This is a genomic window from Chryseobacterium sp. Tr-659 (assembly GCF_011752975.1).
GTDB lineage: Bacteria > Bacteroidota > Bacteroidia > Flavobacteriales > Weeksellaceae > Chryseobacterium.
Map to the genome: position 1 here is coordinate 194,173 of NZ_VWWP01000003.1, position 21,840 is coordinate 216,012.

At 34.8% G+C, this 21,840-nt stretch carries 21 protein-coding genes; 18 read left to right on the forward strand and 3 right to left on the reverse strand.

The window, feature by feature from the left end; translation table 11 throughout:
• Positions 1 to 568 precede the first annotated feature (568 nt).
• The 3 genes from infB to rimP all read right to left on the reverse strand — a co-directional run bounded on the left by infB (position 569) and on the right by rimP (position 5,347).
• Positions 569 to 3,550 (reverse strand): translation initiation factor IF-2, encoded by a 2,982-nt coding sequence (infB, locus tag F3J23_RS08515; protein WP_167026997.1) that lies wholly within the window; start codon positions 3,548 to 3,550, stop codon positions 569 to 571.
• 76 nt (positions 3,551 to 3,626) lie between these two features.
• On the reverse strand, positions 3,627 to 4,862 hold the full coding sequence (gene nusA, locus F3J23_RS08520) for a transcription termination factor NusA (protein ID WP_167027000.1): 1,236 nt from the start codon (positions 4,860 to 4,862) through the stop codon (positions 3,627 to 3,629).
• Positions 4,863 to 4,879: 17 nt separating this feature from the next.
• Positions 4,880 to 5,347: a ribosome assembly cofactor RimP gene (rimP, locus tag F3J23_RS08525; protein ID WP_167027003.1), complete on the reverse strand. Its 468-nt coding sequence runs from the start codon at positions 5,345 to 5,347 to the stop codon at positions 4,880 to 4,882.
• Positions 5,348 to 5,562: 215 nt separating this feature from the next.
• On the opposite strand from rimP, the gene F3J23_RS08530 reads away from it, so the two are divergent.
• From F3J23_RS08530 to F3J23_RS08615, 18 genes are all read left to right on the forward strand, one after another.
• Positions 5,563 to 6,876 carry a UDP-glucose dehydrogenase family protein gene (locus tag F3J23_RS08530; RefSeq protein WP_167027006.1) on the forward strand — a complete coding sequence of 438 codons (1,314 nt, stop codon included), beginning with the start codon at positions 5,563 to 5,565 and terminating at the stop codon, positions 6,874 to 6,876.
• A gap of 4 nt (positions 6,877 to 6,880) precedes the next feature.
• Complete coding sequence (rfbB, locus tag F3J23_RS08535; protein WP_167027009.1) at positions 6,881 to 7,960, forward strand: dTDP-glucose 4,6-dehydratase; 1,080 nt, start codon at positions 6,881 to 6,883, stop codon at positions 7,958 to 7,960.
• Positions 7,961 to 8,012: 52 nt separating this feature from the next.
• Entirely contained in the window at positions 8,013 to 8,876 is an 864-nt protein-coding gene (gene rfbA, locus F3J23_RS08540) for a glucose-1-phosphate thymidylyltransferase RfbA (protein ID WP_167027012.1), read from the forward strand.
• Positions 8,877 to 9,049: 173 nt separating this feature from the next.
• Positions 9,050 to 9,898, forward strand: coding sequence for an ABC transporter permease (locus tag F3J23_RS08545; RefSeq protein ID WP_167027015.1), 849 nt, complete (start codon positions 9,050 to 9,052; stop codon positions 9,896 to 9,898).
• A gap of 52 nt (positions 9,899 to 9,950) precedes the next feature.
• On the forward strand, positions 9,951 to 11,210 hold the full coding sequence (locus F3J23_RS08550) for a polysaccharide ABC transporter ATP-binding protein (RefSeq protein ID WP_167027018.1): 1,260 nt from the start codon (positions 9,951 to 9,953) through the stop codon (positions 11,208 to 11,210).
• A complete protein-coding gene (locus F3J23_RS08555; protein ID WP_167027022.1) occupies positions 11,207 to 11,608 on the forward strand; it encodes a sugar 3,4-ketoisomerase in 402 nt (133 codons plus the stop codon). The genes F3J23_RS08550 and F3J23_RS08555 overlap by 4 nt, the downstream gene beginning before the upstream one ends.
• Positions 11,598 to 12,017, forward strand: a complete 420-nt coding sequence (locus tag F3J23_RS08560) for a sugar 3,4-ketoisomerase (protein ID WP_167027025.1) — start codon at positions 11,598 to 11,600, stop codon at positions 12,015 to 12,017. The genes F3J23_RS08555 and F3J23_RS08560 overlap by 11 nt, the downstream gene beginning before the upstream one ends.
• Positions 12,018 to 12,066: 49 nt before the next feature.
• Positions 12,067 to 12,558: an acyltransferase gene (locus F3J23_RS08565; protein ID WP_228455299.1), complete on the forward strand. Its 492-nt coding sequence runs from the start codon at positions 12,067 to 12,069 to the stop codon at positions 12,556 to 12,558.
• Entirely contained in the window at positions 12,551 to 13,609 is a 1,059-nt protein-coding gene (locus tag F3J23_RS08570; protein ID WP_167027031.1) for an acyltransferase family protein, read from the forward strand. The genes F3J23_RS08565 and F3J23_RS08570 overlap by 8 nt, the downstream gene beginning before the upstream one ends.
• Positions 13,606 to 14,706, forward strand: a complete 1,101-nt coding sequence (locus F3J23_RS08575; RefSeq protein WP_167027034.1) for a DegT/DnrJ/EryC1/StrS family aminotransferase — start codon at positions 13,606 to 13,608, stop codon at positions 14,704 to 14,706. Before F3J23_RS08570 ends, F3J23_RS08575 begins: the two co-directional genes overlap by 4 nt.
• A complete protein-coding gene (locus F3J23_RS08580) occupies positions 14,706 to 15,602 on the forward strand; it encodes a glycosyltransferase family 2 protein (protein WP_167027037.1) in 897 nt (298 codons plus the stop codon). The genes F3J23_RS08575 and F3J23_RS08580 overlap by 1 nt, the downstream gene beginning before the upstream one ends.
• A gap of 1 nt (position 15,603) precedes the next feature.
• On the forward strand, positions 15,604 to 16,194 hold the full coding sequence (locus F3J23_RS08585) for an acyltransferase (RefSeq protein WP_167027040.1): 591 nt from the start codon (positions 15,604 to 15,606) through the stop codon (positions 16,192 to 16,194).
• Position 16,195: 1 nt separating this feature from the next.
• Positions 16,196 to 17,374: a glycosyltransferase family 4 protein gene (locus F3J23_RS08590; RefSeq protein WP_167027043.1), complete on the forward strand. Its 1,179-nt coding sequence runs from the start codon at positions 16,196 to 16,198 to the stop codon at positions 17,372 to 17,374.
• A 3-nt stretch (positions 17,375 to 17,377) separates the two neighbouring features.
• Positions 17,378 to 18,247, forward strand: coding sequence for a glycosyltransferase (locus F3J23_RS08595; RefSeq protein ID WP_167027046.1), 870 nt, complete (start codon positions 17,378 to 17,380; stop codon positions 18,245 to 18,247).
• A 49-nt stretch (positions 18,248 to 18,296) separates the two neighbouring features.
• On the forward strand, positions 18,297 to 18,965 hold the full coding sequence (locus tag F3J23_RS08600; RefSeq protein ID WP_167027049.1) for a hypothetical protein: 669 nt from the start codon (positions 18,297 to 18,299) through the stop codon (positions 18,963 to 18,965).
• 1 nt (position 18,966) lies between these two features.
• Positions 18,967 to 19,893, forward strand: coding sequence for a glycosyltransferase family 2 protein (locus F3J23_RS08605; protein ID WP_167027052.1), 927 nt, complete (start codon positions 18,967 to 18,969; stop codon positions 19,891 to 19,893).
• A gap of 61 nt (positions 19,894 to 19,954) precedes the next feature.
• A complete protein-coding gene (locus tag F3J23_RS08610; protein ID WP_167027055.1) occupies positions 19,955 to 20,878 on the forward strand; it encodes a glycosyltransferase family 2 protein in 924 nt (307 codons plus the stop codon).
• Between the two features lie 26 nt (positions 20,879 to 20,904).
• The gene (locus F3J23_RS08615; protein WP_167027058.1) at positions 20,905 to 21,825 is read left to right on the forward strand and encodes a glycosyltransferase family 2 protein; all 921 of its coding nucleotides are present in this window, start codon (positions 20,905 to 20,907) and stop codon (positions 21,823 to 21,825) included.
• The last annotated feature ends 15 nt before the right edge of the window (positions 21,826 to 21,840 follow it).

The following is a 21,840-nucleotide window of genomic DNA, read 5'->3' on the forward strand; positions in this document are numbered from 1 at the left end:
AATATGTTAATAAATATTAACACTAGCAAATTTTTAACTTAAACAAATAAGTACTTTTTTAACAATAAACAACTGTTTAAGCTTAAATTATAAATATATCGTAATTTTTAACGAATAGAAAAGCTTAAAATTCACCATAAAATACAAAATACACACTTTTGACAATCAATTTGTAAATGAATATTTTTTTATTTATAATCATTCTAAACTAAAATATTTGATAAATTTCCTTTTTCACGTAATATTTTACTATAAAAAAAGCCAAATTCAACTATTTAATCCACAAATTCAAGACCTTAGGATAAAAACGAAAACAAAATCCATCAACAAAAAACTACAAAACAAGTCAAAAAATTATCTCACCCTTATTAGAAAAAAATAATAAAATCCTATAAAAAGTGTTTAAAATGAAGAATAAAATATATTATCCTATTCATGTGAAAAAAACAAGCAATATGAAAATTATCAATCTATATCAGGAATTTAATTAATAAAAGACATTCCCTGGAATAAAGACATAAAAAAAGTGCCCTCTGTTGAGAGGGCACTTTTATATTAAATTAAGATATTACTTCAGCTTTTTCTTAACCGCTACTTCTTCGTAGACTTCAAGAATATCACCAATTTCAATATCATTATAACCTTTCAGGTTCAGACCACATTCGTAGCCTTTTGTTACTTCTTTCACGTCATCCTTGAAACGTTTTAAGCTTTCAAGCTCACCATCGAATTTAACGATTCCATCTCTTAGTAGACGTACTTTCGATTGTCTTGTAACTTTTCCGGTAAGTACCATACAACCTGCAATGGTTCCCACTTTAGAAATCTTGAATACCTCACGGATTTCAACGTTACCAATTACCTGCTCCTGAATTTCCGGAGAAAGCATTCCTTCCATCGCTTCTTTTACCTCATCAATTGCTTTATAGATTACAGAATAAGTTCTGATCTCAATTTCTTCACGATCTGCAAGCTCTTTTGCATTAGCACCGGCTCTTACATTAAATCCGATAATAATTGCATCTGATGCAGCGGCTAAGTTGATATCAGATTCAGTGATCTGCCCAACACCTGAGTGAAGGATCTTCACGCTGATTTCTTCTGTAGATAATCTCTGTAACTGATCAGAAAGTGCTTCCACAGAACCATCCACGTCTCCTTTAAGGATAATATTCAATTCCTTGAACTCTCCTAAAGCAATACGTCTACCCAATTCTTCAAGTGTAGTATGCTTTTTGGTTCTGATTGATAATTCTCTCTGTAATTGCTCTCTCTTATTTGCAATAGCTTTACCTTCACTTTCATCGGCATAGACACGGAATTTATCACCCGCAGTAGGCGCCCCGTCTAATCCTAAGATTGTTGCAGGAATTGAAGGACCTGCTTCCGCAAGATTTTTCCCTCTTTCATCAAGCAAAGCTTTTACTTTACCATGATTTTTACCCGCTACTACATAGTCTCCAACTTTTAAAGTTCCGGTTTGTACCAACATGGTTGCCACATAACCTCTACCTTTATCTAGAGATGCTTCAATAACAACTCCGTTTGCTGCACGTTCAGGATTCGCTTTTAACTCAAGCATTTCAGCCTGAAGTAAAACTTTCTCTAATAATACATCTACATTATTACCGAATTTAGCCGAAATCTCCTGTGCCTGAACATTTCCTCCCCATTCTTCTACTAAAACCGGAGGATTAAGACCTGAAAGCTGCTGACGGATATTATCAGGGTTTGCATTAGGTTTATCCACTTTATTAATTGCAATAATCATTGGCACCTGTGCAGCCTGAGCGTGAGCAATTGCTTCTTTCGTCTGTGGCATTACATCATCATCGGCAGCAATTACAATAATTGCAATATCCGTGATCTGAGCACCTCTCGCTCTCATCGCGGTAAACGCCTCGTGACCTGGAGTATCTAAGAATGTAATTCTCTGACCATTTTCCAGTTTCACGTTATAAGCACCAATGTGCTGAGTAATTCCTCCAGATTCACCAGCAATTACGTTAGTTTTTCTAATGTAATCCAACAATGAAGTTTTACCGTGGTCTACGTGTCCCATTACAGTAACTACAGGAGCTCTTTGCAATAAGCTTTCTTCTGTATCGATTTCATCTTCTGAATCTGTATCTTCAAGATCAGCATCTGAGAATTCAATTTTATATCCGAATTCATCTGCTACCAATAATAAGGTATCCGCTTCCAGTCTCTGGTTCATGGTAACCATTACCCCAAGAGAGAAACATGCAGAGATTACTTCTGTTGGAGAAACATTCATTAAGCTCGCTAATTCACCTACTGTGATAAATTCGGTTACTTTAAGCGTTCTGTCTTGTGCTTCAAGCTCCTGCTGGCGCTCATCCTGTTCTCTACGGAAAGTTCTCTTATCCTTTCTATGTTTTGCAGATTTAGATTTTCCTCCTTTATTGGTAAGCTTCTCTAAAGTTTCTTTGATTTGGTTTTTAACTTGTTCGTCAGTTAATTCAACTGGCATAACTCTTTGACCAGGTCTGTTGTTTTGACCTCCTTTTTTGAAGCCTCCACCTTGGCCACCCTGACGGTTTCCACCACCTTGGTTATTTCCAAAACGATTTCCACCTTGTCCCTGGCCACCTTGTCCTTGAGGACGGTTTCCTTGACCTTGGCCACCCTGGCGGTTTCCACCTTGTCCACCGTTATTATGCTGACGGTTTCCTTGGCCTTGCCCACCCTGGTTGTTATTATTGTTATTTCCTGAGTTTTGATTATTCCCCTGGCCTTGTTGGTTATTCTGGCCGCCTGGTTTTTCAATTCTCTTTCTCTTCTTTTTTGCTCCTGCACCTGGTTTAGGCGCAAACTGAGTTAAGTCAATCTTTTCCCCAACAATCTTAGGACCATCAAGTTTCTGATAAACTGTTTCAATTTTCTGTGGTTCCTGAGATTCAGGTTCTGCCTCAGTTTTTGGGGTTTCCACTTTTTTCTCTTCAGCAGCAGCTGGCTTTGGAGTTTCTTTCACGGGTTCCACAGGTTTAACTTCTTCTTTTTTCTCCTCCATTTTTGGTTTGTCTTTTTTCACAGGTCTGTTTCTAGATTCTATTTGAGACAAATCAATTTTATCCAAAACTTTGAATTCCTGTTTTTCAGGAGCTGCCTTAACTTCCGGTTGTTCTTCTTTCACGATTTCTTCTTTCTTTTCTTCAACCGGTGTCGCAACAGGAGCCACAGGAGCTTCAGGAGCTTCTTCAACTTCAGGCTTCTTAGGTTCGAGTTCTATTTTACCTAAAATTTTAGTTTCTGGTTTATTTGCTTTAGCTCTTATCACTTCAGGGGTTTTCTTTTCTTCAATTTCCAGTTTTTCTTCCGGAACTTTAGTGATCACCACCTCATGGGAAGCCTTTCGTTGTTCGCCGTCTTTAGCAAACTCAGCTTCCAATGCAGAATATGCCGCTTCTTCCAATTGAGCGTTAGGATTGCTTTCAACCTCGAAACCCCTTGATTGTAAAAACTCTACTAATCTGGACATCGAAATGTTGAATTCCTTAACCGCTTTATTTAATCTAATTTTTGGCATTTATATTATTTACTGTTTTTAATTTTTAAAATTAAAGTATTTCCTTTTTACTGTTTTATTAAAATTTATTTAAATCTTAATCTTCAAATTCTTCTCTCAGAATACGTTTCACCTCTTCAATAGTTTCTTCTTCAAGGTCAACCATATTTAAAAGACTCTCAGTCTCTTTATCTAATACAGATTTTGCAGTAGTAAGTCCTACTTTCTTAAATTCATCCAAAATCCACTGCTCGATATCATCGTTAAATTCTCTCAATTCAACATCATCATCCTCGCTGGACTCTCTGTATACATCAATCTCATATCCTGACAACCAAGAAGCCAGTCTGATATTCTGACCTTGCTTTCCAATTACTTTAGAAATCTCTTCAACCGGAGTATATACCAATGCATAGTTTTGTTCCTCATTGATGTCAATTTTATTGATCGTAACATTTCCTAATGCTCTCTTCACCAAAATCTCCGGGTTTTTAGACCATTGAATAACATCGATGTTTTCATTTCTCAACTCTCTTACAACCCCATGAATTCTAGATCCTTTCACCCCAACACAAGCACCTACAGGATCAATTCTGTCATCATAAGCGTCTACTGCGATCTTCGCCTTTTCACCAGGAATTCTCACTACCTTCTTCAAGATAATGGTTCCATCCTGAATTTCAGGAATTTCCAGCTCTAATAACTTCTCAAGGAATTTAGGTGCAGTTCTGGAAATAATAATCTGCGGTTTAGAACCTTTAAAATCTACTGTCTCAACAATAGCTCTGATATTCTCACCCTTTTTAAAGAAATCGGATGGGATCTGGTTTTCTTTGGGTAAAATGAATTCATTTCCTTCATCGTCCAGCAAAATCACGTGCTTATGACGGATATGGTGAATTTCTCCAACAACAATTTCCCCAATTTTATCTCTAAACTGTTCGTACAGCATGGCGTTATTGTGTTCCTGTAGTTTTGTAGCCAGAATCTGCTTCAGGGTAAGAATATTTCTTCTTCCTAACTGGGCAACAGGAATTTCCATTGTAAAGTCTTCTCCTACCTCAAATGTAGGGTCAATCTTCTTCGCTTCAGAAATTTCAATTTCTAAATCATCATCTTCAGACATTTCGTCCTCTACAATTGTTTTATTTAAAAATATCTGAAAATCTCCTTTATCCGGGTTTACAATCACGTCAAAGTGGTCATCTGAATCAAATCTTTTTCTTAAAAGTGTCTTCAGTGAGTCCTCAATAATTGCCATAAGATCAATCTTACTGATCCCCTTTTCGTCTTTAAAATCACCAAAGGATTCAATCAACGCTATATTATCCATCTATTCTTTTTTCTTTTTTAAAATTTAATTACTACTAATGCCTTTTTGATCTCTGAGTAAGAAATTTCTTTCTCCTCTTCCACATCTACTTTTCCTTTCCCGATATCTTTCGGTTTTCGGTAACGCAAAACAAGTGTGATCTTTTCTTCATCTACTTTAGACAATTCTCCTTCAATTTTAGAAGAATCCTCCAGCATTACCTCTATCTCTCTTCCGATGTTTTTATTGAACTGTCTTGGTGTGGATAAAGGCTCACTCAGTCCGGCAGACATTACCTGAAGGCTGAAGTCATGTTCCTCACGATCCATATTGAATTCTATTGCACGGCTTGCATCAAGGCAGTCTTGCAAAGAAACTCCGTTATCACCATCCAAAATCACTGTAATATCATCCCCCGCAGAAATTTTAAGATCAATAAGAAAGAGATCTTTTCTGGTCTCAAGGAATTCATTTAATAATTCTTCAATTCTTTTTCTAAACTCCATATAATTTTATCTTGATTTACCTGTACGAAAAAAGGCTTTCTTGCGAAGCCTTCCCATTTTTTCCGTAAATCCATTGCAAATATACGCCTTTTTTCTAAAAATGCAAAATAATCTTATTATCAAGCAAATAGAGTAGGATTCATTTACAATAAATTAAAGGAGCCCGTGAAAGTATTTTTATTATTTTTGTCTTTGAATTTTTAAAAACAAACATTTTGAATATAACGATTGTAGGAACAGGTTATGTGGGACTGGTTACAGGAACTACCCTTGCAGAACTTGGCAATTCAGTATACTGTGTTGATATTGATGAAAAAAAAGTAGAAGGTATGAAAAACGGCGTTGTTCCCATCTATGAGCCGAACCTTGAAGAAATGTTTCTGAGAAACATCCAATCTGAAAGATTATTTTTTACCACCAACCTTAAAGAAGCATTAGACAAAAGTGAGGTAATTTACCTGGCGTTACCTACTCCTCCAGGCGAAGATGGCTCTGCGGATCTTTCTTATGTTCTTCAGGTTGCCAACAATATTGGCGAACTGATGACGGAGTATAAGGTTATTGTCAATAAAAGTACTGTTCCGGTAGGAACTGCGGATAAAGTGAGAGAAACCATCTCTGCGAAAACAAATATCGAGTTTGATGTAGTTTCAAATCCGGAATTTTTAAGAGAAGGTTTTGCTGTTGAAGATTCAATGAATCCCTCAAGAGTTGTGGTAGGTGCCAGTTCCGAAAGAGCAAAAGAGATCATGTCTAAAATCTATCAGCCGTTTACCAATACCGGAATTCCGATTATTTTCATGGATGAAAAATCATCGGAACTTACTAAATATGCAGCGAACTCATTTTTAGCAGTAAAAATTACCTTCATGAACGAAATTGCCAACTATTGCGAAAAAGTGGGTGCAGACGTGGACAAGGTGAGACTTGGAATGGGTAGTGATGACAGAATCGGGCACAGGTTTCTATTCCCGGGAATCGGATATGGTGGAAGCTGTTTTCCAAAAGATGTAAAAGCACTTATAAAATCCGGAAAACAGGAAGATTTCAACTTCCAGATCCTTGAAGCCACTGAAAACGTCAACACAGCCCAAAAAGTAATTTTGGTTTCTGAAATTGAAAAATACTTTGGAGGAAATATCCAGGGAAAGAAAATTGCGATGTGGGGACTTGCATTCAAAGCAAACACAGACGATATCAGAGAAGCTTCTTCTCTGGACAATATTGCACTTTTACTGGAAAAGGGAGCTGAAATTGTGGCTTATGATGCCGTTGCAGAAAATAATGTTCAGAAACTTCTTGGAGACAAAATACAATACGCCAAAGGAATGTATGATGCTCTGGAAAATGTAGATGCTTTATTCATTGCTACGGAATGGCCGGAGTTTAAAAACCCTAATTTTGAACTTATGGCTAAGAAAATGAAGAACAGAGTTATTTTCGACGGCCGAAATATGTATCCGCTGGAAATCCCAGAACAAAACGGATTCCATTATAAAAGTATAGGAAGAAAGACCATTTCAAAATAAATACATGAAAAACATTATCATTACAGGGGGTGCCGGTTTTATCGGCTCTCATGTGGTAAGAGAATTTGTAAAAAACAATCCGGACGTTACCATCATTAACCTTGATGCTCTTACCTACGCCGGAAATCTGGAGAACTTAAAGGATATTGAAAATGAGCCTAATTATGTTTTCGAAAAAGCAGACATCACCCAGCCTGAAGAACTTAGAAAAGTTTTCGAAAAATACAACCCTGATGCGGTAGTGCATTTGGCAGCAGAAAGCCATGTAGACAGAAGTATTACGGATCCGATGGCATTCATCAATACCAATGTAAACGGGACAGCTAATCTTCTTAATCTGTGTAAGGAATTCTGGACATTGAATCCTGATCATACGCATGGCAGATTCCCTGATGAAAAAAGAAACAATTTATTTTATCATGTTTCTACTGATGAAGTATATGGCAGCTTAGGGGAAACAGGCTTCTTTTTAGAAACGACATCTTATGATCCCCAATCTCCGTACTCTGCTTCAAAAGCCGCTTCCGATCATCTGGTAAGAGCTTATGGAAACACTTACGGGATGCCATTCATCATATCTAACTGTTCAAACAATTACGGACCGAACCATTTCCCTGAAAAGCTTATCCCGCTTTGTATTTCGAATATCATCAACGAAAGACCTTTACCAATTTACGGTGACGGAAAATATACGAGGGACTGGCTTTTTGTAATTGATCACGCCAAAGCGATCCATCAGATATTTAACGAAGCTAAAACCGGAGAAACATACAACATTGGAGGCTTTAACGAATGGCAGAACATCGATCTTGTAAAGGAACTGATCAAGCAGATGGATGCCAAATTAGGAAAGCCGGAAGGATATTCTGAAAAGCTTATCACCTTTGTAAAAGACAGACCGGGACACGACAAGCGTTATGCTATTGATGCTTCTAAATTAAATAAAGACTTAGGCTGGAAACCATCCGTAACTTTCGAAGAAGGATTAGCAAAAACCATCGCATGGTATCTTGAAAACAAAGAATGGCTGGAAAATGTAACTTCAGGAAATTATCAGGAGTATTACAATAAACAATACAGCTAAAAACAAAAAAAACTTACAACACAAACGACAACCAGCGCAAACCGCAAAATAAATGAAAGGAATAATATTAGCCGGAGGATCCGGAACAAGACTTTACCCTCTAACTATCGCAGTCAGTAAGCAGCTAATGCCTGTTTATGATAAACCTATGATCTACTATCCTCTTTCCACGCTTCTTTTAGCAGGAATCAAGGATATCCTTATCATCACAACACCTCATGATCAGGACGGATTTGTTAAGCTTCTGGGAGACGGATCTCAGATCGGCTGTAATATAGAATATGTAGTACAGCCAAGCCCGGACGGTTTGGCACAAGCCTTCATCTTAGGAGACCAATTTATCGGCGATGATTCTGCAGCCCTTGTTTTGGGAGACAATATCTTTTATGGTTCCGAAATGGGGACTTTACTAAAGAACAAAACGAATCCGGATGGAGGGGTTGTTTTTGCATACCACGTAGCAGATCCGGAAAGATACGGCGTTGTGGAGTTCGACAAAGACCTGAAGGCTGTTTCCATTGAAGAAAAGCCATTGAAGCCTAAGTCAAATTACGCTGTCCCGGGCTTATATTTCTATGACAACAACGTAGTGGAGATTGCCAAAAACATCAAACCTTCTGCAAGAGGAGAGCTTGAAATTACTGATATTAACAATGTATATCTAAGCAACGGAAAGCTTGAAGTTGCTGTTCTGAACAGAGGTACAGCATGGCTGGATACAGGAACTTTTGATTCTCTTCATGATGCTTCAGAATTTGTAAGCGTTATTGAAAAGAGACAGGGATTTAAAATTGGCTGTATTGAGGAAATTGCATTCAGAAATAAATTCATCAATGAAGAAAAACTTCTGGAAACAGCCGCTAAATATGGTAAAAGCGGTTATGGTGAATATCTGAAACAACTTATCGGCAAATAATAGATTTAATTTATAGAATTCTTATACTATTGGCTTCACAGCCAATAGTTTTTGTTCATAATAACAAATATCAATATATTAGTTGTTGTTTTTTAGTTTTATGTGAAATAAAATTCAAAAATCAGAAGATATGGTAAGAATTAATTATTATAAATTTGTAAAAACTTACACAAATGAATGAACCACAACAAAAGTGGACCGAAACGATTGAGGCCAATCATTCTTTATTTGACTTAAAACTCAAAGAAGTATGGAGGTATAAAGATCTTATTTATATGTTTGTAAAAAGAGACTTCATATCAAGTTTCAAACAAACTATTTTAGGACCGATCTGGTTTTTTATTAATCCCATTTTTACTACCATTACCTATCTGATTATTTTTGGAAGATTTGCAAAGCTTCCTACAGATGGAGCTCCGGGCATTATATTCTATCTTTCCGGGGTTACTTTATGGAACTATTTTTCGGGATCTTTGCTGGGTACATCAGCTACATTTACAGGAAATGCCAATATTTTCGGAAAGGTCTATTTTCCTAGACTGGTTACCCCTATTTCAATTGTTATTTCAAACCTTATGCGATTGAGTGTTCAGTTTATCTTATTTCTTATCGTGTGGGCTTACTATCTGATCAATAATGAAATTACACCTAATCTATGGATACTAGCTACTCCATTTTTACTTTTACTGATGGCTTTGTTTGCGCTGGGCGTAGGAATGATTTTTTCAGCACTTACCACAAAGTATAAAGATTTAAGCATGCTATTAGCCTTTGGTATTACGTTATATATGTATGCTACCCCGGTTATTTACCCTGTGTCTATGTTACCGGGATATTTCAAAAAGCTAGCAGAATTCAACCCGCTGACTGGCATTTTTGAGTGTTTTAAGTATGGCTGGCTGGGAGTAGGAGATTTTTCTCCTGTGATGCTGGTTTTCAGCACTATTATTATTTTATTTCTTCTGGTTGTGGGAGTTGTTACTTTCAACAAAGTTGAAAAAACCTTTATGGACACGGTATAAACTGTATCACTGAACTTAAAACACTAGAATAAAAATTTAAAAACATTACAACATGTTAGCTTTAAAAGCAGAAAACATATCAAAACAATATCGTCTGGGTGAAGTGGGAACCGGTACTTTATCTCATGATCTCAACAGGTTCTGGCATAAAGTAAGAGGAAAAGAGGATCCTTATCTGAAAATTGGTGAAGTTAATGACAGAACTTCTAAAGGCAATTCAGACTATGTATGGTCTCTCCGTGATATCAATTTCGAAATTGAACAGGGAGATGCTGTAGGAATTATCGGAAGAAACGGTGCCGGAAAGTCTACATTATTAAAGCTTTTAAGCAAGGTCACCAAACCCACTACCGGGAAAATATATACCAACGGGAGAATTGCCTCTTTACTGGAAGTAGGAACAGGCTTCCATCCTGAAATGACAGGACGTGAGAATGTTTTCCTAAATGGAGCAATTCTGGGTATGACCAGGAAAGAAATCAAACGTAAATTTGATGAAATTGTAGATTTTTCAGGAGTGGAGCGATATATTGATACCCCTGTAAAAAGATATTCTTCAGGAATGTATGTAAGATTGGCTTTTGCAGTTGCTGCACATTTAGAATCAGAAATTCTGATTGTAGACGAGGTATTGGCTGTAGGAGATGCGGATTTTCAGAAAAAATGTCTGGGAAAAATGGGAGATGTAACCAAAGGTGAAGGAAGAACAATTCTTTTTGTAAGCCATAATATGACTGCTGTAAAAGAACTTTGCAGCAAGGGTATTCTTCTAAACCAAGGAACTCTTGCCTATGAAGGAGATATGCTCAGTACCATTATTGAATATCAAAAAAACAGCACAAAAGTCAGTTCTTATTATTTTAATGGAAACATTAACGATGCATTAGGAAACGAAAATATTAGAATAAAAGAATTCTCAGTTAATCCTATTCAAGGAAATTTGATAGATATTGATTCAGGAATACGGGTAAGGCTGGTTTTCCAGAATAATTGCCCAAATATTAATCTGGATACTACTTTTGAATTAAGAAATTATGAAGAGCTCATCATCTTCCACGTAGGAAAACTTGTTACGGAGAACGAAGATTCCAAGACAGGAGATTATACAGTAGAATTTGATATTCCGGCCGGGCTGATTAATGCGGGAAATTATTATTTCAAACTGATATTCGGAAAAAATCAATCGGAAGTATTATTTGGGATTGATAATTTCGTAGGCTTTGAAGTTGAAAATGTAAAAGTAGGCAGCAAGCTTCACATTTATCCTGGAATTACCAGACCGAATTTTGATTATAAATTACAGACACCATGATACCACAAATAATACAGCTTCCAAAAATATATGACAAGCGGGGAAATCTTTCTTTTTTTGAGCACCCCAACCAGCTTCCTTTTGAAATAGCAAGAACATACTGGATCTATGATGTTCCGGGTGGAGAGCTAAGAGGAAGTCATGCTTTCAAAGAGCAACAAGAATTTATCATTGCATTGTCCGGAAGTTTTGATGTGGTAATTCATGATGGTAAGGAAGAAAAGGTTTATTCATTAAACCGCTCTTACTACGGATTATATATTCCTAAAATGTATTGGAGAAGACTTGAAAATTTTTCAACCAATTCTCTCGCACTTATTGTATCAGATAAATCTTACGATGAGAAGGACTATATAAGAGATTTCGAAATATTTAAACAGCTTACAGATGAAAGATAACATTTCAGTATTTGATTGTAGCGTGATTGATCTTGGTAAAATAGGTTTCGACGAAGGAAATCTAACCGTAGTTGAAAATTCCAGCTTTCCTTTTGAGGTGAAAAGAGTCTTTTATCTTTATGACATTGCAGGAGGAGAGAGTCGTGGAGCTCACTCTCATAAAGAATGTCATCAATTTTTAATTGCAGCAAGCGGAAGCTTTGAAGTCTCTCTTGATGATGGAAAGTTCAAAAGACAAGTCTTTCTTAACCGTCCTGATATTGGCTTACACATTCCTCCCGGAATTTGGGCTTCGGAGATTAATTTTTCTTCCGGTGCTATTTGTTTGGTTTTGGCTTCTCATCATTACAATGAGAAAGATTATGTAAGAGACTACGACACTTTTCTAAAAATACAAAATGAATTATAAAATACACAACCTAGCTGATGTTCAAACTGATAACATTGGAAACAGCACCATGATCTGGCAGTTTTGTGTAGTTCTTAAAAACGCAAAAATTGGCAGTAACTGCAATATCAACTGCAATGTTTTTATCGAAAATGATGTCATCATTGGAAATAATGTTACTATAAAACCAGGTGTTCAGGTTTGGGATGGAGTAACCCTAGAAGATAATGTATTCATAGGACCCAATGTAACTTTTACAAACGATCTTATCCCTCGTTCAAAACAATACCCCCTAGAGTTTAGTAAAACCCTGGTAATGAAAGGAGCTTCTATTGGAGCAAATTCCACAATCATTGCAGGGAATACTATTGGAAAAAATGCTTTGATTGGTGCAGGAAGCGTAGTAACTAAGGATATCCCCGCCCACACAGTATGGTTTGGAAATCCTGCGAAACACACGGGCTACATTACATCTGAAGGAAAAATACTAGATTTAAATATGACCGATAAGGAAGGTAATACGTATCAATTTTTAGATGATGAATTCTTGAAAAATGATTAAACCCCTAACTTCTTTAAGATTCTTTTTTGCTTTCTTTGTCTTTTTAAGCCACTTGTCATACCTAAAAGAAGATAAAAGATACTCAGGTATTTTTGAGAATATATTTTCAGAAGGATTTTTAGGTGTCAGTTTCTTTTTTATTTTGAGTGGGTTTATTCTGGCCTTAAATTATAGAGATAAGTTTAAAGATAAAAAGATAAGTTTAAAAAAATTCTATGTCGCAAGATTTGCCAGGATTTATCCATTATATCTTGTAACCATGGTGGTTTCTATACCAGCATTATTCAGCAGTTTTAAAATATTGCTTTATAATATTTTTCTTATTCAAAGTTATATTCCCGATCAAAGTGTTTTTTTCTCTTACAATGCCCCTTCATGGAGCATTTCTGATGAAATGTTTTTTTATGCTCTATTCCCTATTTTAATTGGAGTAAGCTTTAAATTAAAAAGAATATTTAAAATAGCCTTATTAATACTGTTTATAGTATTAATACTTATGTTAAATATTTTTTTACCTGAAGAAAGAACCCATTATTGGCTTTATATCTCGCCTTTAATAAGAGTTTTTGATTTCATTTTAGGAATTTTCTTATTTGATGTTGCGCTTCATTTTAAAAATAAGAAAATAGTGATAAGTAAAACTACATTTTCTGTTTTTGAAATCAGTGCTTATATTATTTTAGGATTTTTTTTCATATTCCATAAAAATTTGCCTATCAGCTATAGGTTTTCGGTTTATTATTGGCTGCCTATGTGTTTAATTATTCTAAGCTCTGCTCAGTCTTTTATTTCGGAAAGAAACATAACCTGGGTAACTAAGTTTCTTTCTTGGAAATGGTTTGTATATTTGGGTGAAATAAGTTTTGCATTTTATCTGATACATTATTTAGTCATAACTTATACAATTAAATATAACGGATTAAGAGGGATTTATCTTAATGGTACCCTTTTAGCTCTAACAATGTTTTTCATTACACTTATCGCTAGTATTTTTGCTTATGAAGTGATAGAAAAACCTTTAAACAAAAAAATAAAAAATTTATTCTCATGATTAAGTTCCTTGATTTACAAAAAATTAATCTTAAGCATCAGGAAGAAATAGAAGCAAAACTTCTACAGGTTTTCCAATCCGGATGGTATCTTATGGGGAAAGAGCTTAACAGTTTTGAACAAAATCTGGCATCTTATATAGGAACACACCATGCTATTGGAGTTGCCAATGGACTGGATGCTTTGCGCCTTATTTTACGTGCTTATATTGAGATGGGTATTATGAATACCAGCGATGAAGTAATTGTCCCATCCAATACATATATTGCTTCTATTCTTGCTATTTCAGACAATGGACTAGTCCCTGTTCTGGTAGAACCGGAAATCACAACATACAATATTAACATTTCAAAAATTGAAGAAAAAATCACTTCAAAAACAAAAGCAATATTAATTGTTCATCTTTACGGAAGAGCTGTTTTCTCCCAAGAATTAAAGAATCTTGCTCAAAAATATAATTTAAAAATCATTGAAGATAATGCCCAAGCTATAGGAGGTGAATGGAATGGTATAAAAACAGGAAATTTAGGAGATGCAGCAGGGTTTAGTTTCTATCCCGGAAAAAATCTCGGGGCTTTGGGAGATGCCGGAGCCATTACAACCAATGATGAAGAGTTGGCAAAAACAATCAGGGCTTTAGCAAACTATGGCTCAAATAAAAAATATGTCAATATTTATCAAGGGTTAAATTCCAGACTCGATGAAATTCAGGCTGCTATTTTAGAAATTAAATTAAAATATATAGATGAGGAAAATGAAATCAGAAGGGAAGTAGCACGACGATATATCAGCGAAATTTCAAATCCCAAAATCATTCTTCCTGAAAATCCTGAAAATGAAAGTGAACATGTATGGCATATCTTTTTGATCAGAACTGAAAAAAGAGAAGAACTTCAAACCTATCTTACAGAAAATAGTATACAGACTTTAATTCATTATCCAATTCCTCCTCATAAACAAGAAGCATATAAGGAATGGAATACACAGTCTTTCCCTATAAGTGAAAAAATTCACCAGGAAGTATTGAGCCTGCCCATTTCTCCTGTAATGGAAGCTGAGGAGGTAACAAAAATTATAGAATTATTAAACAAGTTTTAATGGAAAGTCCTTTGGTAAGTTTTATCGTTGTCTCTTACAAACACTCAGAATTCATTGCTGAGTGTTTAAACAGCATTAAAAACCAGACCTATAAAAACTGGGAGCTTATTGTTGCTGATGATGCTTCTCCTGATAATTCTGTAGAAATCACAAAAAACTGGCTGAAAGAAAATAATATTCATGCAAAAACCAACTTTCACGAAATTAATAAAGGATTTGCAGCCACACTTAATGAATGTATTGAACTGGCAGAAGGAAAATATGTAAACATTATCGCTGCTGACGACTATTTCCACCCTGAATTTCTTGAAAAAAGTGTAGCTTCTTTAGAGAAAAAAGACGATCGTTTCGGAATGGTTTTCTCTAATTGTTTTATTATTAAAGAAAATAAAAGCCTAATCAGCTATCTTGATGATATAAGTTTTTATAAAGATGAAAATCAATTTAAAAAAACATTAAAAAAAATGAATTTCATTCCGGCTTTAGCAACTTTGATGAAAAGAAAGATATTGCTGGAAACCGGACCCTATGATAAAAATATTCTTATTGAGGATTATGACAGATGGCTTAGAATTAACGAAAATTATTTCATTGATTTCATTCCCGAAAATTTAGCTTATCATAGAAAACATGGTGAAAATATTTCAAAAATAAAAGAAAGAATTGTTTTTGTAGAAGAAATTCTTTTAAGATTAAAATACGATAATGATCTTGAAAATAAAACGAAAATAAATAATGACATTAAAAAGATCTATATAACTTCTAATGATAAGAAGGAAATTCAAAAAGTTTCTGAAAAGTATTCTCAGTATAAGGGTAAAGAATATTGGCTCAGTTTCTGTTTAAAGTATGGTTTACCTGTAAAATTATATTATCTGAAATATAAATTTTTCTAAAATGCTCACACGATTAAAAAACAACTTTGCAAAAAAAATCATTGCTCTTATTGAGAATAATGAAAAAAGAAAAAAACAGGAAAAATGGAATGTATTCATTTCAAGATCTAATGTCAGCATTCACACCAGTTTTTCTCCAAAAAATGCGGAAATTTTCAAAGGAGAGAACAATCAATTAGGAAACATTTCCATTGGCGAAAATTTTTTAATGCGGGAATATGGCAGTATTTTAGTATTTCCAAATGCTTCTCTTCAAATTGGGAGCGGGGTCTTCTTTAATAATCATTGTTCAATTAATTGCTTAGATAAAATTGAAATCGGAGATGATACTATTTTTGGTGAAGGCGTAAGATTGTATGATCACAATCATGTAATCAGCAAGAGTGAAAATCTAGTCGTAGAGAAAGATGAATATACAAGAAAACCTATTAAAATTGGTAAAAACTGCTGGATTGGAAGTAATGCTGTTATATTAAAAGGAGTTACTATAGGAGACAACTCCGTTATTGGTGCCGGCTGTGTGATCCATCAATCCGTTCCTTCAAACACAATCATAAAAAATAATCAAAATTTAATTTCTGAATCTCTTTAAAATGAATACAAAAAAAATATTATTCATTTCTCACGAAGCCTCTTTATCAGGCGCCCCTATTCTTGTTTTAGATTTAATAAAAAGACTACAACAGGAAAAGAAAAACTATATCATTGATGTTTTATTGATCAGAGGTGGAGAATTATATGAAGAATTTGCAAGAGTACCCAATCATATTGTAGTAGCTCATTACCATCTGCAATCCTTTTCGTTTTTAAAAAGAAATTTAAAAAGAATTCAGTCTTTAATATTCAAGAAAACAGAGACTCAACAAGACAAAATTGATAAAATCACCAGTAACCTTCTGGAAAACAACTACGATCTGGTTTATGGAAATACAATGGAGTCTCTGGTCTGGACTCTTCCTTTTTATAAAAAAAATATTCCTACAATTGTTGCCATTCATGAGCTGAGTTTTGGCATTGAGAGTACTTATCCTAAAGAATTTGTTTTAGAAAACATTTCAAATATCACGCAGATTATTGCCGGTTCACAAGCCGTTGCAGACAACCTCATCTCTAAGTACAATGCCAGCCCTCAAAAGGTAACTGCCGTACATTCTTTTGTGGACACCGTTCTTACCATCCAAAAAGACAAAAGTATTTTAAGAAATGAACTGGGTATAAAAAAAGATGAACTAATTATTGGAATTGCAAGTTCCCAGGAATTAAGAAAAGGAACAGATATGATCCCAATGCTGGTTCAGAAAATAAAGCAGAAAACCGATCTTCAATTTAAATTCATCAATCTGGGTGGTCATTCAAAAAGCCCTGCGGTAAGATGTGCAAAACTGGATGCTGAAAAATTAGGAGTAGAAAATAATATGATTTTTATTGATCATAATAAAACCCCCAATGACTACATCAATATTTTTGATGTCTTTATTTTAATGTCACGTGAAGATCCTTTTCCTCTCGTGATGCTCACCGCAGCGAAACTAAAAAAACCAATTGTAGCTTTTGAAAAAAGTGGCGGTGCTGTAGAGTTTTTAGAAAATGATCACGGCGTTCTTGTTCCATATCTCGATTTGGATGCAATGGCAGCACAAGTGAATGTATTGATGCAGAGCTCCAGCTTGAGAGAAACCTATGGCAAAAATATTCACCACAGGCTGGAAAATGAATATTCTGATAAAAAACTGGCTGGAAAGATTTTCACAATAATTGATAGCTTACTGTAAAAAATGGTCTCCATAATTATCTCTTCCTATCTTCCAAAATATTTTTCCGCTCTCGAAAAAAATATAGCGGAAACTATTGGTGTACCCTATGAAATTATCAAAGTTGATAATCCTGGATTAATGGGGATTTGTGAAGCATATAATAAAGGAGCTCAAAAGGCACAATTTGATTATCTGCTTTTTATTCATGAAGATATTCTGTTCAAAACAGAAAACTGGGGACCCCAGCTTATTTCACATTTAGATAAGGAAAATACAGGAATTGTAGGAGTTGCCGGATCATCATACGTTCCTTCTGCTCCTTCAAGCTGGACCGTTTCAGAAAAATATAATGTTGTAAATATACTACAGGGAGATAAAAACAGTACAGAATCTGTTCCAATTCATACAACAAAAAGAAACAGAGAAAAAGTTTTTGCAGTAGACGGAGTTTTTATGGCAATCAAGAAAGTAAATTATCTTCTATTTAAATTTAACGAGTCTATTCTTAAGGGTTTTCATGGATATGATCTGGATCTGAGCCTAAGGGTATCCAAAAAATTTCAGAACTATGTTATTGATGATATTCTTATAGAGCATTTTTCGAAAGGCAATCCGGATAAAGTTTGGCTGGATAATAATATTTTAGTAAAACAAAATATTGATTCGGGCTTCCAACAAAAAAATGACTCAGAAACGGAAAAAAAAGCTTTTCTGGGCTTCTTATATAACTACTTTAAGTATTATCCTGTCAATAAAAAAAGTATTGCATTGACGCTAAAGTTTTATCCTAAAAAACTTAATTTTAATGACCATCTTGCTATTATAAAAAAGTATTTTCAATATATTAGATACCACAAAAGCATTAATAACAAGACAAACACAAATTTTTAAAACTAAATTTATTACTTTCACTGCCATCGTGAAGAAAATCTGACACAATATGATTATAGGAACAGGGCTAATTGCTAATGCATTAAAAGATATTGATACAAACGATACATTATATTTTGCATCAGGAGTTTCAAATTCTTTAGAAACGAGAGATTCAGAGTTTGAGAGAGAATTTTCTCTTTTAAAAACAACTTATGAACAACATAAAGAAAAAAAGTTCATCTATTTTTCTACGTTGAGTATTCATGATCAATCTAAGCAAAAAAGTCCCTATGTCATTTATAAAAAGAATATTGAAGAATATATAAAGAATAATATTGAGAATTTTTTAATCTTAAGAATAGGAAATATTGTGGGACATGGTGGGAATCCTAATACTCTTTTTAACTTTCTCAAAACACAAATAACTCATAAAAACACATTTGCTTTGCACCTTAAAGCTAAAAGATTGCTTCTGGATATAGAAGACATATCTAAATTTTTAGAATTACACTGCTTATCTATTCATAATAAAGTTATTAATTTTTCTTTTCCCTATAATTTTGATCTAAAAGAAATTATTGCAGCTCTTGAAGAACAGACACATCAAAAAGCATTTTATTCAGAAGTGAATGAAGGTGACTTCTACAAAGTGGATTTTGAAGAAGAAATCCTCAACTTCTTTTCAGGAATAAGCCCCGAAAGTTATCTGCAGTCTTTAACCCGAAAGTATATTTAAGATGAGCAGTATACATGTTATTATTGTGACTTATAATGCAATGAAGTGGGCAGAAAAATGCTTTACCAGTTTACGGCATTCCTCAGTTCCGGTAGAATGTATTGTCATTGATAACGGCTCTACGGACGGAACCCAGGAGTATATAAGGCAAAAATTCCCGGAAGTTGATTTCATACAATCTACTGAAAATCTGGGTTTTGGTAAAGCCAATAATCTGGGAATAGAAAAAGCTTACCGAAAAGGTGCAGAGTTCTTTTATTTGATGAATCAGGATGCATGGATTTATCAAGACAGCTTTCAGCAATTACTGGATGTATATAACAATGATCCGGACAAAGACCAGATCGGAATCCTAAGCCCTATGCATCTGGATGGAAGCGAGAAAAAGTTTGATATCTTTTTCGAAAGATACCTGGCCAGAAACACCGCTGTTAACAGAATATTTTCAGACAGCTTTAATCACCAGCTAAAAGTATCTTATGAAGTAGATTTCGTAAATGCAGCCCACTGGTTTCTGCCTAAAAAAACCATTGAAGAAGTCGGAGGTTTTAATCCTTACTTCTTTCATTATTCCGAAGATTATGAATATGTGCAGAGAATTGAATTTTTTAAGAAAAGAATACAGGTGTGCACAGGAAGCCATGTTGTTCATGATGGTAAACAGGATTTTAATAAAACGAATCATCTTAATGCGAAAAGAGTACAGCGGGAGCAACGTTACCTGAATCCAAATTTTGAATTCAACAGACAAATCTTTAAAAAAGATTTTATTCCTGATATCATTAAACAAACTATGATGGGCAGGTTTTCAAATGCGTTACAGATTTTTAAAGAATATCAGTATCAGAAAAGCAGATTTGCAGAAATCATAAATTCCAGAGCAATTCTCAAAAACAAAGGAGCAGCCTTTATTAACTTAAACGTATAAAAAGAATTGAAGTTCAAGGACATTATCTCCCTCTCTTATTAACCAATTTCATTACTAATCAATGAATAAAGAAATATCTGTAATTATGCTTACCTACAATCATGCCCCCTATCTCAGGCAGGCTATTGAAGGTGTGCTTTCCCAGAAAACAGATTTCCCTATCGAACTGATCATCTGCAACGACAACTCCCCCGATGATTCTGATACCGTTATTGCAGAATATGCTGCCCGTTTCCCGGATACAATCAGATACTTTAAGCATCAGAAGAATATTGGGTTTGTAGAAAATCAAAGATTTGCATTTACCCAGGCAAAAGGAAAATATTTAGCATATTGTGAAGGGGATGATTATTGGACAGATCCGGAAAAGCTTCAGTTTCAGCACGATTTCCTGGAAGCCAATCCGGAATATGTAATGGTTACTGCAAGAAATCTATTGCTTCACCAGGAGGAAAATAAATTAACGGATGACGGAAAAGACCTCATGTATAAAGATCAGAGTTTTATTGACTTTACACAGGATAGTTTCTTTGTACAGCGTCCCACGCAAACATTCACCTATCTTATCAGAAAGAAGTTTATGGATATGAAATGGATTGATGTTTACCCTAATTACAGAGATCTGTATTACTTCTATCATCTTCTTGAATTTGGAAAAGGAAGAAGCTTCAATAAAGTTATAGGAGTTTACAGACTGCACAGCGGCGGAGTTTTCAGTTCACTGGAGTTCGAGAAACAATATCGTACATCCATAGATATTTTTAAAAATATCAAAAGAGTCAATCATGATAAAAGAGCCGACCAGCAGATTCTGACTACCCTGGACCAGCTGATTAATAAATATTATTATGAAAAAGAATTTGTGTCTCCTATATTTAACAGGAAGCTCTATGCAGCAATTGCCGAGCGCTTTTCAATTTCAGGAAACGCCAGCAAAGGAATTATCCAGTTACTAAAAATTATAAAATATACCTTTACCAGATAATTAATCCCTTCAAAAGCTTTTACACAATGCCTGAAGTCTTTGTTATTATTGTTACCTACAATGCCATGAAATGGGCAGAAAGATGCTTTACCAGTTTAAGGCAGTCTTCAATTCCTCTGCGGTGTATTGTTATTGACAATGGCTCTACAGATGGAACTCAAGACTATATCTTACATCACTTCCCTGAAGTAGATCTTACACAGTCGGATGCCAATTTAGGCTTTGGTAAAGCCAATAATATGGGAATAGAAAAGGCATATCGGGAAGGCGCTGATTTCTTCTATCTGATGAATCAGGATGCGTGGCTTTATGAGGACAGCCTTCAGAAATTACTGGATGTTTATAACAATTATGAAAATAAGGACGAAATAGGCATTATCAGCCCAATGCACGTGGACGGAAGTGAAAAAAAACTGGATATCTTCCTTGATAAATACATTGCACTCAATTTTGAAACGAGATTAATTTCTGATCTCTATTTTCAAAGTGTAAAACCTTTTTATGAAGTACAGTTTATTAATGCTGCACATTGGCTCTTACCTAAAAAAACAATTGAATCCGTAGGAGGTTTCAATCCTTACTTCTTTCATTATGGTGAAGATGTAGAATATGTAAATCGTATTCACTTTCACCAAAAGAAAACACTGCTTGTTCCCAATAGCAAAGCAGTACATGATGGAGTTCAAAAACTTCATAAAATAGATCTGAAAAAATATCCGGATCTGCGCATTGAAACCCATATTATGAATCCCGGAATAAAAAATGGATTGAGTCTGGAAAAAAAAGCGCTTAAGCAAAGTATGATTAAAAATCTTATAACCGGAAACATCAGCCACTATAAAAGGCTGTCCCGGAAACTCAAAAAGATTTCCGGAGAAGAACAAAAGCTGACAGATTTAAAGAACAGCGCAGCCCGGACAGGCAGTACTTTCCTTAATCTGTTGTAAATTAGCCTATCCAAA